This is a genomic window from Mycobacterium asiaticum, assembly GCF_001668675.1.
GTDB lineage: Bacteria > Actinomycetota > Actinomycetes > Mycobacteriales > Mycobacteriaceae > Mycobacterium > Mycobacterium asiaticum_D.
Genome location: NZ_LZKQ01000135.1, coordinates 1 through 14327, shown reverse-complemented (window position 1 = coordinate 14327; position 14327 = coordinate 1). Strand labels below are relative to the sequence as shown.

At 69.0% G+C, this 14327-nt stretch carries 8 protein-coding genes and 1 pseudogene; 4 read left to right on the top strand and 5 right to left on the bottom strand.

Annotated elements, in window-relative coordinates; translation table 11 throughout:
- Window positions 1–253: 253 nt before the first annotated feature.
- The 3 genes from A9X01_RS30480 to dinB all read left to right on the top strand — a co-directional run bounded on the left by A9X01_RS30480 (window position 254) and on the right by dinB (window position 4650).
- Window positions 254–2719, top strand: coding sequence for a PE family protein (locus A9X01_RS30480; RefSeq protein ID WP_436405261.1), 2466 nt, complete (start codon window positions 254–256; stop codon window positions 2717–2719).
- 63 nt (window positions 2720–2782) lie between these two features.
- The gene (locus A9X01_RS11680) at window positions 2783–3427 is read left to right on the top strand and encodes a TetR/AcrR family transcriptional regulator (RefSeq protein WP_253849088.1); all 645 of its coding nucleotides are present in this window, start codon (window positions 2783–2785) and stop codon (window positions 3425–3427) included.
- Window positions 3428–3450: 23 nt separating this feature from the next.
- On the top strand, window positions 3451–4650 hold the full coding sequence (gene dinB / locus A9X01_RS11675; RefSeq protein ID WP_065120937.1) for a DNA polymerase IV: 1200 nt from the start codon (window positions 3451–3453) through the stop codon (window positions 4648–4650).
- Here dinB and A9X01_RS11670 read toward each other — a convergent pair.
- Both A9X01_RS11670 and A9X01_RS11665 read right to left on the bottom strand, forming a co-directional pair.
- Window positions 4639–5649, bottom strand: a complete 1011-nt coding sequence (locus A9X01_RS11670) for a PHP domain-containing protein (RefSeq protein ID WP_065120936.1) — start codon at window positions 5647–5649, stop codon at window positions 4639–4641. The genes dinB and A9X01_RS11670 overlap by 12 nt on opposite strands.
- Window positions 5649–6074 carry a hypothetical protein gene (locus tag A9X01_RS11665; protein ID WP_065120935.1) on the bottom strand — a complete coding sequence of 142 codons (426 nt, stop codon included), beginning with the start codon at window positions 6072–6074 and terminating at the stop codon, window positions 5649–5651. The genes A9X01_RS11670 and A9X01_RS11665 overlap by 1 nt, the downstream gene beginning before the upstream one ends.
- A gap of 62 nt (window positions 6075–6136) precedes the next feature.
- Here A9X01_RS11665 and A9X01_RS11660 point away from each other — a divergent pair, with 62 nt between their 5' ends.
- A complete protein-coding gene (locus A9X01_RS11660) occupies window positions 6137–6988 on the top strand; it encodes an LLM class F420-dependent oxidoreductase (RefSeq protein ID WP_065120934.1) in 852 nt (283 codons plus the stop codon).
- Between the two features lie 343 nt (window positions 6989–7331).
- Here A9X01_RS11660 and A9X01_RS11655 read toward each other — a convergent pair whose 3' ends face one another.
- The 3 genes and pseudogenes from A9X01_RS11655 to A9X01_RS31865 all read right to left on the bottom strand — a co-directional run.
- Window positions 7332–8798 (bottom strand): glutamate synthase subunit beta, encoded by a 1467-nt coding sequence (locus A9X01_RS11655; RefSeq protein WP_065120933.1) that lies wholly within the window; start codon window positions 8796–8798, stop codon window positions 7332–7334.
- Window positions 8791–13374, bottom strand: coding sequence for a glutamate synthase large subunit (gltB, locus tag A9X01_RS11650; RefSeq protein ID WP_065120932.1), 4584 nt, complete (start codon window positions 13372–13374; stop codon window positions 8791–8793). Before gltB ends, A9X01_RS11655 begins: the two co-directional genes overlap by 8 nt.
- Window positions 13375–13998: 624 nt before the next feature.
- Window positions 13999–14327 (bottom strand): annotated as a pseudogene (locus A9X01_RS31865) (hypothetical protein); the annotation flags it as partial.

Here is a 14327-nt window from a genome sequence, read left to right as displayed (position 1 = left end):
GGCCGGCGGCGCGGGCGGACTGTTGGGTGCGCACGGTGGCACCGGCGGCGCGGGCGGCTGGTTGTTCGGGACCGGCGGAGCCGGTGGTAGCGGCGGAACGGGCGGCGTCGCGTCGGTTCTGGCGGCCGGCAGCGGCGGCGCTGGCGGGACGGGCGGACTGTTCGGCAGCGGCGGGGCCGGTGGCAGCGGCGGGTTCGCCCGCAACGACGTAGGCGGCATCGGTGGGGCCGGTGGCGCGGGCGGCGCCTCCGGACTGTTGGGTGCGCACGGTGGCACCGGCGGCAACGGCGGCTTCGGCCCTGCGGGCGGCGCCGGCGGCACCGGCGGCGCCGCAGGGAGCTTCGGTATTGCCGGGGACGGCGGTCTCGGTGGCTACGGCTTGCGCGGCGGCGACGGCGGCACCGGCGGAGCGGGCGGGTTGTTCCATGCCGGCGGTAACGGTGGTGACGGCGGCGTGGCCCTCGCGCCCGGCGGCATAGGCGGCACCGGCGGTGCCGGTGGAACGGGAGGACTGCTGAGCGCTGGCGGGGTCGGCGGATCCGGCGGCGCGGGCAGCGCCCAGGGCGGCGCGGGTGGGGCCGGCGGGGACGGCGGCCTGTTCACCTGGGGCGGCAGCGGCGGAACGGGCGGGTACTCCGAGGACATCGGCGGCGCGGGCGGCCGCGGCGGTGCGGCGGGGCTCTTCGGGATCACCGGTGGTGCCGGCGGCAACGGCGGCAGCGCGGGGCTGACCGGCGCGGGCGGCGACGGCGGCAGTGGCGGCAGCGGCGGCTGGTTCGGTTCGGGTGGCGCCGGAGGCAACGGCGGCTTCAACGCCAGCTCCCAGGGGCAGCGGGCGGGCGCCGGCGGCGCGGGCGGCGACGGCGGAATCCTGTTCGGATCCGGCGGCGCCGGTGGGGCCGGTGGTTCCAGCGGCACCTACGACAACACCTTCAGCGGCATCGGCGGGGCCGGCGGCGCCGGCGGCAATGCCGGTCTGTTGGGCGGCGCGGGTGGCGCCGGCGGTGCGGGTGGCTTCGGCAGGCTCGGCGGCGACGGCGGCACCGGGGGCAGGGCAGGATTCTTCGGTGATGCGGGCAGCGGCGGAGCAGGCGGCGACAGTCCGGCCACCGGAGGCACCGGCGGCAACGGCGGCAACGGCGGGGACGCGGGACTGATCGGCACTGCCGGCAACGCCGGAAATCAGGGCACCGGAGCCACACCAGGCACTATCGGCAACCTCGGATCCGGCGGCCCGCTGCAGGGACTGTTCAACGCGCTCAATGGGCCCAGCGAGGCGCTGACGGGGCGCCCGCTGATCGGCAATGGGATCAACGGGCTTGCGGGTTCAGGAGCCGACGGCACACCGGGCGGGTGGCTATTCGGCAACGGAGGCGCGGGCGGCTCCGGCGGTTCCGGCACCACCGGTCAGGCCGGCGGGATCGGCGGCGGCGCCGGGTTGTTCGGCAATGGTGGTGCCGGAGGCGCGGGCGGCGAGTCGACCGGCTTGTCCGCGGGTGCCGCCGGGGCGGGCGGGTCCGGCGGCAACGCCGGGCTCTGGTTCGGATCCGGCGGCGCCGGCGGGAGCGGCGGTACGGCCGGCCCAGCATCGACGGTGGCGGCCGGCAGGGGCGGCAACGGCGGCGCCGGCGGTCCATACGGTGCGGGCGGTGCCGGCGGACTTGGCGGACAGTCCCTGCGCCTAGCCGGTGGAATCGGAGGCGCCGGCGGCGACGGCGGGGCCGCCGGCCCGTTGGGCCTCCAAGGTGGGCGCGGCGGTAGCGGCGGTGCGGGTTATATCGGCGGTGACGGCGGAACCGGGGGTGCGGCCGGACTGGTGGGCGCTGCCGGAGACGGCGGCACAGGTCAGCTCGGTCAGCACACCGGAGGCAGTGGGGGCGCCGGGGGCGCTGCCGGGCTGTTCACCAACGGCGGCGCCGGCGGGGACGGTGGTGGCGGCGATGTCCAGGGCGGCAACGGTGGGGCCGGCGGGGCTGCCAACCTGTTCGACGAGGGCGGCTCGGGCGGCGCCGGCGGCCATAGCCCGCTGGGCAACGCGGGAGCCGGCGGGGCCGGCGGATCGGGTGTGCTCATCGGCGCTGGCGGCTCGGGCGGTGCCGGCGGACTCGGTCAGGTCGCCGGGGCCGGTGGCGCCGGTGGCGCCGCTGGGCTCCTCGGCCTCAGCGGCGGCGCGGGTGGCAGCGGCGGCGCCAGTCCGGCGACTGGAGCAGCTGGCGGCGCCGGCGGGTCCGGCGGACTGTTCGGCGGCGGCGGGATCGGGGGCGCCGGTGGGTACGGCGCCATGCAAGGCGGTGCCGGCGGCGCCGGCGGCAACGGCGGCACGCTGTCCGGTGCCGGTGGAGCCGGTGGCAGCGGAGGTTCCAGCGGTGCCGGCGCCGGTGGCGACGGTGGTGCCGGCGGCAACGCTGGGGCGTATTCCGGTGACGGCGGAGACGGCGGCTCGGGCGGGTACGGCCTCGATGCCGGCGGCAATGGCAGCAACGGCGGCAAGGCAGGTCAGATCGGCAACGGCGGAGCTGGCGGCAGCGGTGGCAGCGGCAGCCCGGACGGCGCGGGCGCGGGTGGGGACGGCGGCGCCGGCGGCGATGCCGTGCTCATCGAGAACGGCGGCAACGGCGGCAATGGCGGAACCGGAGGTGCGGCCGGAACGGGGGCCCCGGGCAACGGTGGCACCAGCGGCACACTGCTCGGCTATGACGGGTTCGACGGGCTGCCCTGATCCCGCTGCCGGTTTCGTCGTCGACAATCTGTTGAGAAACTCAACACGATGTACGCTGCCGGGGTGGCCACCCCTGCGAGCAAAGTCCCGCTCCCCCGTGGGCGGCGCAGCGCGCGACCGTCGGGCGATGACCGGGAGCTGGCCATCCTCGCCACCGCCGAACGGCTTCTGGAGGAACGATCGCTGACCGACATCTCGGTAGACGATCTGGCCAGGGGCGCCGGCATCTCCCGGCCCACCTTCTATTTCTACTTCCCGTCCAAGGAAGCGGTCCTGCTCACGCTGCTGGACCGGGTGGTGAACACGGCCGATGCTGCGCTCGAAGCGCTCGGCAAGCAGCTGGCCGAGAACGGCGACAATCGCTGGCGGCTGGCCATCAACGTGTTCTTCGAGACGTTCGGTGCCCATAAGGCGGTCACCCGGGCGTGCATGGCGGCCCGGGACACCAGCCCGGAGATACGCCAACTCTGGTCGGCGTTCATGCACAAGTGGATCGCGTTTTCGGCCGCTGGTATCGACGCCGAACGCGAGCGTGGCGCCGCCCCGCACACCCTGCCCAGCCATGAACTGGCCACGGCGCTCAACCTGATGAACGAGCGGACGCTGTTCGCCTCCTTTGCGGCCGAACAGCCGTCCGTGCCGGAAGCACGAGTGATGGACACCCTGGTGCATGTCTGGGTGAGCAGCATCTACAGCGACCGGCGCTGACTGTCGGACCGGCGTGCGAACATATGTTCGTGCGATGTGAGGCGTCCATCCTGCACGCGGACCTGGATTCGTTCTACGCGTCGGTCGAGCAGCGGGACGATCCGGGCTTGCGTGGCCGTCCGGTGATCGTCGGCGGCGGCGTCGTGCTGGCCGCCAGCTACGAGGCGAAGGCATACGGGGTGCGCACGGCGATGGGCGGTTCGCAGGCGCGCCGGCTGTGCCCACACGCAGTGGTGGTGCCACCGCGCATGAGTGCCTACTCGAAGGCCAGCGATACGGTGTTCGAGGTGTTTCGGGATTGCACTCCGCTGGTCGAACCACTGTCGGTGGACGAGGCCTTTCTGGATGTCGGCGGCCTTCGGCGGGCCTGCGGACCGCCGATCGACATCGCGGCCCGGTTGCGCGTCGACGTGCGGGAGCGGGTCGGGCTGCCCATCACCGTCGGGATCGCCAGGACCAAGTTCCTGGCCAAGGTCGCCAGCCAGGAAGCCAAGCCCGACGGCTTGTTGCTGGTGCCGCCGGACGAGGAACTGGCCTTCCTACACCCGTTGCCGGTGCGACGGTTGTGGGGCGTGGGAGCGGTGACCGCCGAGAAGCTGCACACCCACGGCATCACGACGGTGGCGCAGGTCGCCGAGCTGAGCGAGAAGATGCTTGCCTCGATGGTGGGCCAGGCGATGGGCCGTCAGCTCTACGGGCTGTCCCACAACATCGACCGTCGCCGGGTCAGCACCGGGGTGCGGCGCCGGTCGGTGGGCGCCCAGCGGGCCCTGGGCCGCAGGGGCAGCACGCTGTCGGCGGCCGAAGTCGACGCGGTGGTGGTCAACCTGATCGACCGCATCACCGGCCGGATGCGGGCCGCGGGTCGCGCCGGACGCACCGTGGTGCTGCGGCTGCGCTTCGAGGACTTCACCCGGGCCACCCGATCGCAGACCATGCCGTGGGCGACCTCGTCGACCCAGCCCATCCTCACCACAGCTCGCCGGCTGGTCGCCTCGGCGGCCCCGCTCATCGCCGAAAAGGGGCTCACGTTGGTGGGTTTCGCGGTGACCGGGATCGACCGCAGCGGCGCTCAGCAGCTGATGCTGCCCTTCGACGGCGACTCACCCGCGGTGGACTCCGCCATCGACGCGGTGCACCGCCGTTACGGCAAGTCCGCGCTCACTCGCGCGGTGCTGGTCGGGCGTGACCCGGGGTTGGAGATGCCGCAGCTACCCGACTGACTGGGCCCATTCCAGCAGCCGCTCGGCCGGCCAGGTGTTCACGATCCGCTCCACGGGGATGCCGGCGTCCAGCGCGCGCTGTGCGCCGTAGCCCAGGAAATCCAGCTGACCCGGCGCATGCGCGTCGGTGTCGATGCTGAAGACACAGCCGATGTCGCGGGCCAGGTTGAGCAGCCGGGTCGGCGGGTCCCGCCGCTCGGGACGGGAATTGATCTCGACGGCGGTGCCGTGGTCGCGGCACGCGGTAAATACCGTCTCGGCGTCGAACTTCGACTCCGGCCGGATCCCGCGGTTCCCCGAGACCAACCGGCCGGTGCAGTGACCGAGCACGTCGGCCTGACCACCGGACACGGCGCGGACCATCCGCCGGGTCATCGCCGCGGCATCCATCGACAGCTTGGAGTGCACGCTGGCCACCACGATGTCGAGGCGTTCGAGCAGTTCCGGCTCCTGATCCAGGCTGCCGTCCTCGAGGATGTCGACCTCGATCCCGGTCAAGATGCGCAGCGGCGCGAACTCCTCTCGCAGGCCGTCGATCACGTCGAGTTGCTTGCGCAACCGGTCCGGAGACAAGCCGTTGGCGATGGTCAGCCGCGGCGAATGGTCGGTCAGCGCGCAGTATTCATGACCGAGCGCGGCGGCGGTGGCCATCATCTCCTCGATCGGCGCCGACCCGTCCGACCAGTTGGAATGCAGGTGCAGGTCGCCGCGTAACTGGGCACGGATTTCTCCCCCGCCGAGATCTTCTGCGGTGCCGCGTAATTCGACGAGCTGGTCGGGCTCCTGACCGGCCCAGGCTTGCGCGATCACCTTGGCCGTCTTGGGTCCGATGCCCGGAATCGTCTGCCAGCTGTTGGCCTGGCCGTGCCGCTCCAGCGCGGCTTCGTCGAGGCGCTCGATGATGTCGGCGGCGTTGCGATACGCCATCACCCGCCGCGGGTCCTGCCGGCTGCGGTCTTTGTAGTAGGCGATCTGACGCAGGGCAGTGACCGGATCCATCACAGCAGCTGACCCACCACGAAGCCGGCCAGCACCACCGCGAAACCGCCCATCTCACCCACGATGAGCGCAGCCATCGCCAACCGGGTGCCCGGCACCGGCGGGTCGAACTGGTTCTCGGTGTCGCGGCGCGCTCCGTGCAGGATGTAGCTGCCGATGGCCGCGACGAAGAAGAACACCGCCACCATCGTCGCCACCAGGTTCACCCACACCGGCCACGCGCTGAGTTCGACGAAGGCCGCGAACAGCAACGTGGCAAACGCATACAGCAGCGCGGCACGGTGCGCGATGTCCACGTAGGGGTGTGCCTGATGGTTCTCGGACACCATGATCTGCCGGTATTTCCACACTCCGAGACCGAGCGCCAACAAAAAGATCAGGCCGGCCGCCAGCAGGGTGAGTTTGGTGTCAAGTCCGATGGTCATTGCCAGCCCGAGTTTACTGGGGCCACAGGAACCCCCAGGAAACGCCGCCTACTGTCGAAATCATGCGATTCGCTTTCAAGACCTCACCGCAGAACACCACGTGGCCCGACATGCTGGCCGTCTGGCAGGCCGCCGACGAGATCGACATCTTCGAGTCCGGATGGACCTTCGACCACTTCTATCCCATTTTCAGCGATTCCACCGGTCCGTGCCTGGAAGGCTGGACCACGCTCACGGCGTTGGCGCAGGCCACCAACCGGCTCCGGCTGGGCACCCTGGTCACCGGCATCCATTATCGCCACCCCGCGGTGCTGGCCAACATGGCCGCAGCGCTCGACATCATTTCCAACGGCCGCCTCGAGTTGGGCATCGGCGCCGGCTGGAACGAGGAGGAGTCCGGGGCCTACGGCATCGAACTGGGCAGCATCCGGGAACGCTTCGACCGGTTCGAGGAGGCCTGCCAGGTGCTGATCAGCCTGCTGAGCGAGGAGACCACGAACTTCGACGGCAAGTTCTACCAGCTCAAGGACGCCCGCAACGAGCCGAAGGGCCCGCAGCGTCCGCACCCGCCGATCTGCATCGGCGGCAGCGGGGAGAAGCGCACGCTGCCGCTGACGGCGCGGTATGCACAGCACTGGAACTTCGCCGGCGGTACGCCCGAGGAGTTCGCGCGGAAGCGAGACGTCCTGGCCGCCCGCTGCGCGGACATCGGTCGCGACCCGAAAGAGATCACCCATTCGGCCCACCTGCGGCTGGGCGAGGACCACGACTTCGGACGACTGATCGAGGAAGCGGCAGCACTCGGATCGGTGGGATTGGACCTGGGCATCGTCTACCTGCCGCCGCCGCATGACCCCAAGGTGCTGGAACCTCTGGCCGAGGCGGTCCGGGATTCCGGACTGTTGTCGGACTAGCAAACCGATCCGGCGCCGGGAAGCTACCGCGTTGTCCGGTGATCCCGGGTTACACCGCGAACCGCATCATCTCTTCCGCTGTCACCAGACGTTCGTTGCGGGCGGGGAATTCACGACTCTTGACCGGGTGCCGGAACAATGACCAGGCGATTCGCCCCATCTTCGACCGGGGAACTGGATTCATGTGCACAGTCATCACTCCTGCGATCGTTCAACGCAACCGGGGCTGGTGTCACGACCCGTGTGTGACGAAGCCCACAGCAGCTATTAGACACCTGCCGTCTGGCAAACGTCAGCCGACGCGCCGAAGCAATATCAAATGTTTCAGGTGTGACTGATGTGACTACCGGAGCGGCACCGCGGTCGGTTTGATAGGTGCAGGCAACGCCGTCGCGCCCATCAGGAACCGGTCGACGGCGGCCGCCGCGGCCCGTCCCTCGGCTATCGCCCAGACGATCAGCGACTGACCGCGGCCCATGTCGCCGGCAACGAACACACCGGGCACCGACGTCTCGAAGTCGTCCCCGCGGGCAACGTTTCCGCGGTCGGTGAAGTTCACGCCGAGATCGGTCAGCAACCCCGGCTTCTCCGGACCGACGAAACCCATCGCCAGCAGCACCAGGTCGGCGTCCAGCTGGAAATCGGACCCCTCGACCTTGACGAACTTGCCGTCCTCCATGGTCACTTCGTGCACCTTGAGGGCACACACATGCCCGTCCTCACCGATGAACTCCTCGGTGTTGACCGAGAACACCCGCTCGCCGCCCTCTTCGTGCGCGGACGCGACCCGGTACATCAACGGGTAGGTCGGCCACGGGGTCGAGGATGCACGGGTTTCCGGCGGTCGCGGCATGATCTCGAACTGGTGGATGCTGGCGGCGCCCTGACGGTGCGCGGTACCCAGGCAGTCGGCACCGGTGTCGCCGCCGCCGATGATGACGACCTTCTTGTCCTTGGCGGTGATGGGCGGCTCGCCGTCCGGACCCAGTACGTCGTCGCCCTCCTGCACGCGGTTGCCCCACGGCAGGTATTCCATCGCCTGGTGGATGCCGTCGAGGTCGCGGCCCGGGATGGGTAGCTCGCGCCAGGCGGTCGCCCCGCCGGCCAGTACCACCGCGTCGAAGTCGGCCAACAGCTGCTCGGCGGTCAGGTCCTTACCGACGTTGACGCCGGCCCGGAACTCGGTGCCCTCGGCCTCCATCTGCTCGAGCCTGCGGTCCAGGACGCGCTTCTCCATCTTGAACTCGGGGATTCCGTACCGCAGCAGTCCGCCGATCCGGTCCTCGCGCTCGAACACGGTGACCTTGTGCCCGGCCCGCGTCAGCTGTTGCGCCGCGGCCAGACCAGCCGGACCGGAGCCCACCACGGCCACCGACTTGCCGGTCTCGCAGTGCGGGGGCACCGGCTCCACCCAACCTTCCTCGAAGGCCCGGTCGATGATCTCCAGCTCGATCTGCTTGATCGTCACCGGCTCCTGGTTGATGCCCAGCACGCACGCCGGCTCACACGGCGCGGGACACAACCGGCCGGTGAAGTCGGGGAAGTTGTTGGTCGCGTGGAGTCGCTCGATTGCGTCGTGGAAACGGCCCCGGCGCACCAGGTCGTTCCATTCCGGGATCAAATTGCCCAGCGGGCAACCGTGGTGACAGAACGGGATGCCGCAGTCCATGCAACGGGTCGCCTGCTCGCGCAGAGTCCCGACATCGAACTCCTCGTAGACCTCTTTCCAGTCCTTCAACCGCAACGGAACGGGCCGCCGCTTGGGCAACTCCCGATGCGTGTACTTGAGGAAACCTGACGGATCAGCCATGAGCCGCCGCCATGATCGCCTTGTCGACGTCGGTGCCGTCCCGCTCGGCTTGGGCGATAGCCTCGAGCACCTTCTTGTAGTCCCTCGGCATCACCTTCACGAAGTGGCGCTGCTGATTGGCCCAGTCGGCCAGAATGCGTTGGCCGACGGCGGAATCGGTGGCATCGATGTGTGCCTGAATAATGCCGTGCAAAAACTCGGTGTCTTCCTCGTCTAGGGTTTCCACATCCACCATCTCGGTGTTGAGGTTGTCGGGCAGCTTCTCGTCGGGGTCGTGCACGTAGGCCACGCCACCCGACATGCCCGCGGCGAAGTTGCGGCCGGTGGAGCCCAGGATGACCACCCTGCCGCCGGTCATGTATTCACACCCGTGATCGCCCACGCCCTCGACCACGGCGTGCGCGCCGGAATTGCGGACCGCGAACCTCTCGCCGACCACGCCGCGCAGGTAGGCTTCACCGCTGGTGGCGCCGAAGAGGATCACGTTGCCGCCGATGATGTTGTCTTCGGCGACATAGCCTTCCGGCGCGTTGTCGGAGGGCCGCACCACGATCCGGCCGCCGGACAGACCCTTGCCGACGTAGTCGTTGGCGTCCCCGTAGATCCGCAGGGTGATGCCCTTGGGCACGAAGGCGCCGAAGCTGTTCCCGGCGGATCCCTCGAAGGTGATGTCGATGGTTCCGTCCGGTAACCCTTGGCCGCCATAGGCTTTCGTTACCTCGTGGCCGAGCATGGTGCCGACGGTGCGGTTGACGTTGCTGATCGTGGTGGAGAACCGGACCGGCTTCTGGGAATCCAGCGCCTCCCGGCTCATCACGATCAACTGCTGGTCGAGTGCCTTGTCCAGACCGTGGTCCTGGCGCGAACTGCAGTACAGGTCCTGGTTCATGAACGCCGACTCGGGCTCGTGCAACACGGGGGTCAGGTCCAGCCGGTGCGCCTTCCAATGCGCGCGCGCCAGGGTGGTGTCGAGGGCGGCGGCCTGGCCGACGGCTTCGTTGATGGTGCGGAAGCCCAACTGCGCCATGTACTCCCGAACTTCCTCGGCGATGAACAGGAAGAAGTTCTCGACGAACTCGGGCTTGCCGGTGAACCGCTCGCGCAGCACCGGGTTCTGGGTGGCCACACCGACCGGGCAGGTGTCCAGGTGGCAGACCCGCATCATGATGCAGCCGGCCACCACCAACGGCGCCGTGGCGAAACCGAATTCCTCGGCGCCGAGCAGCGTCGCGATCATCACGTCCCGGCCGGTCTTGAGCTGACCGTCCACCTGAACCACGATGCGGTCACGTAAACCGTTGAGCAGCAACGTCTGCTGCGTCTCAGCCAGACCCAGCTCCCACGGCGCGCCGGCGTGCTTCATCGATGTCATCGGGGTCGCGCCGGTGCCACCGTCATGCCCGGAGATCAACACCACGTCGGCGTGCGCCTTGGACACGCCCGCCGCGACGGTGCCAACACCGTTCTCCGACACCAGCTTCACGTGCACCCGCGCCGACGGGTTGGCGTTCTTGAGGTCGTGAATCAGCTGCGCGAGATCCTCGATGGAGTAGATGTCGTGGTGCGGCGGAGGCGAGATCAGGCCCACGCCCGGCGTGGAGTGCCGCACCTTCGCCACCCACGGGTACACCTTGTGCCCCGGAAGTTGGCCGCCCTCACCGGGCTTGGCGCCCTGCGCCATCTTGATCTGGATGTCGGTGCAGTTGGTCAGGTAGTGCGAGGTGACTCCGAACCGGGCCGACGCCACCTGCTTGATCGCGCTGCGGCGCCAGTCGCCGTTGGGATCCTGCTCGAAGCGCTTGACGTCCTCGCCGCCCTCACCGCTGTTGGACCGGCCGCCCAACCGGTTCATTGCGATGGCGAGGGTTTCGTGCGCCTCCGCCGAGATCGAGCCATAGCTCATCGCACCCGTCGAGAAGCGCTTGACGATCTCGCTGGCGGGTTCGACCTCTTCGATCGGCACCGGCGGACGCACTCCCGCACGGAATTTCAGCAGACCGCGCAGTGACGCCATCCGCTCGCTCTGGTCATCGACCAGCCGGGTGTACTCCTTGAAGATCGAGTACTGACCGGTGCGGGTGGAGTGCTGCAGCTTGAAGACCGTCTCCGGGTTGAACAGGTGGTACTCACCTTCGCGGCGCCACTGGTACTCACCACCGACCTCGAGTTCGCGGTGCGCGCGCTCGTCCGGACGGTCCAGATAGGCCAGCGCGTGCCGACTCGCCACGTCGGCGGCGATGTCGTCCAGGGTGATACCACCAGTGGGACAAGCCAATCCGGTGAAGAACTCATCGAGCACCTCCTCGGAGATGCCGACGGCCTGGAACAGCTGGGCGCCGGTGTAGGACGCCAGCGTCGAGATGCCCATCTTGGACATCACCTTCAGCACGCCCTTGCCGGCCGCCTTGATGTAGTTGCTCAGCGCGGTCTTGCGGTCCACCCCGTCGATCACGCCGCGGTCGAGCATGTCCTCGATCGATTCGAACACCAGGTAGGGGTTGACCGCGGCGGCGCCGCAACCGATCAGCAGCGCCATGTGGTGCACCTCGCGGGCGTCGCCGGATTCGACGACCAGGCCCACGTGGGTACGGGTGCGGTCGCGCACCAGGTGGTGGTGCACGGCCCCGACGGCGAGCAGCGACGGGATGGGTGCCAACGTTTCGTCGGAGTTGCGGTCGGACAGGATGATCACCCGTGCGCCGTCGGCGATCGCAGCCGACGCCTCCGCCCGCACCTCGTCCAGGGCGGCGGCCAACCCGGCGCCGCCTTCGGCGACCGGGTACAGGCAGCGGATGACCTTGGACCGCATGCCGTGCGGGCGTCCGTTGACCTCGTCGTCGGGGTTGAGGTTGATCAGCTTGGCCAGCTCGAAGTTCCGCAGAATCGGCTGCGGCAACGAGATCTGGTGACAGGAGTACTCGTCCGGGCTCAGCAGGTCGCGCTCGCCACCGGTGGTGCCCTGCAGGCTGGTCACCACCTCTTCGCGGATGGCATCCAGCGGCGGGTTGGTCACCTGGGCGAACAACTGGTGGAAGTAGTCATAGAGCAGCTTGGGCCGCTTCGAGAGCACCGCGATCGGGGTGTCGGTGCCCATCGATCCGAGCGCCTCGGCGCCGGTGCGGACCATCGGCGCCACCAGCAGGTTGAGTTCCTCGTAGGTGTAGCCGAACGCCAGTTGCCGCATGACCAGCCGGTGGTGCGGCATCCGCACGTATTTGTTGGCCGGCAGCTTGTCGATCGGCACCAGGCCCTTGTCCAGCCACTCCTGGTAGGGGTGCTCGGCGGCCAGTTCGGCCTTGATCTCCTCGTCGGCGACGATGCGTCCCTGCGTGGTGTCGACCAGGAACATCCGGCCGGGCTGCAACCGCATCCGCTTGACCACCTTGGCGGGGTCGAGGTCCAGCACACCCGCCTCCGACGCCATCACCACCAGGCCGTCGTCGGTCACCCAGATCCGCGACGGGCGCAGACCGTTGCGGTCCAGCACCGCGCCGACGATGGTGCCGTCGGTGAAGGTGATCGACGCCGGTCCGTCCCAAGGCTCCATCAGCGAGGCGTGGTACTGGTAGAACGCCCGGCGGGCCGGGTCCATCGACTCGTGCCGTTCCCACGCCTCGGGAATCATCATCAGCACGGCGTGGGCCAGGCTGCGCCCGCCCAGGTGCAGCAGCTCGACCACCTCGTCGAAGCGTGCCGTGTCGGAGGCGCCGGGAGTGCAGATCGGGAACAGCTTCTCGACGTCGTCTTCGGTGCCGAAAACGTCGGTCTTGATCAGCGCCTCGCGGGCCCGCATCCAGTTCTCGTTGCCGGTCACCGTGTTGATCTCGCCGTTGTGCGCCACCCGACGGAAGGGGTGCGCCAGCGGCCAGGACGGGAAGGTGTTGGTGGAGAACCGCGAGTGCACGATGCCCAGGGCACTGGTCACCCGGTTGTCCTGCAGGTCCAGATAGAACGCTTTGAGCTGCGGGGTGGTCAGCATGCCCTTGTAGACGAAGGTCTGCCCGGACAGGCTCGGGAAGTACACCGTCTCGCGACCGGGGCCGTCCTGACCCGGGCCCTTGGTGCCGAGTTCGTGCTCGGCGCGCTTGCGCACCACGTAGGCACGTCGTTCCAGCGTCATACCGGAGGCGCCGGCCATGAAGACCTGACGGAAGGTGGGCATCGCGTCGCGAGACAGCGCGCCCAGCGACGAATCATCGGTGGGCACGTTGCGCCAGCCCAGCACCTGCAGACCTTCGGACTCGGCGATCTTCTCCACCGCGGAGCACGCCGCCGCCGCGTCCTTGGACGACTGCGGCAGGAACGCGATGCCGGTGGCATAGCTGCCCGGTTCCGGCAGCTCGAAGTCCACGACTTCGCGCAGGAAGGCATCCGGGACCTGGATAAGGATGCCCGCGCCGTCACCGCTGCGCGGTTCGGCACCGGCCGCACCGCGGTGCTCCAGGTTGAGCAACGCGGTAATCGCCTTATCCACGATGTCGCGGCTACGCCGGCCGTGCATATCCACGACCATGGCCACGCCGCACGAATCGTGTTCGTACGCGGGGTTGTACAGCCCGACGCGCTGTGGCGTCATTCCCACCTAACCCTTCAGCAGACTTTCTGCACGGCCGCTTTGCGGATCGACGACCCCGCCCCCGGAGGTTGCGGGCTGAACCCCTTCGGTCTCGTCGACAGGCTGTCCGCCAAGCGGAGATAGTCCGGTCAGGGATTCATCCGTGCAGCGGTGAACGGCGGCCCTGGACCCGAGTTCCGACAAGTCGTAAAACGATATGACAAAAACCGCCTGACATGCCAACTTCCAATAGTAGCTTGCGAACTGGCACGGCCGTAAATTCGCTGTTACCAGCGATTGACAGACATGCGACATGACCCCCGGTCAGAGCCCATTCTCGGCCACTGTGGCGCGGATCGCAGTCCGGCCCGTGCGCGTGGAGTAAGTTTGCTGACGGTGGGCCCGCAGACGGGTGGAGAGCTGCGCGCACCAGTCACAGGGGCAACACCGCGCGCAATAAGTGGTGGCAGCAAAGTCGCCGGTGACCGCAGCACAGGCGTATCCGCGGTGCCGGTCACTTCACACCGCCACCCGCAGCGAGTTTGCACAATACTTATGGGAATCCGATTGCGTTTCACCGCCGACCGTGGGGCTTCTCACTTCGGGAACTCCGCAATCGACCCTAGCGCGACGGTTGAGTCACCTTTATACCTGAGGAGCCCATGAACCAGCCTCAAGAATTCCTGCGAAACCGCATACGGCCTGACCAGCCGGATACGGCGGCTCCGCCGGCTCCACCGCCACCGGTTGCACCGCCTGGCCCGCCGCGGCCGACGACCGTCCGACCGGTTCAGCCGCCACCTCCTCCGCCGGCGCCTCAGCCACCGCGCGTGGCGCCGCCTCCCCCACCCACGGCTCCGCCATCGCCGACCCAGGCTGAGTCGCCCGCTCCTCCTGCGCCAGCCCCGTTCGGGGGGTTGGGCAACGTTCCGCGGCGGGGTCACCGAAGGCGTCCACTGGGCCGGCGGTGAAGC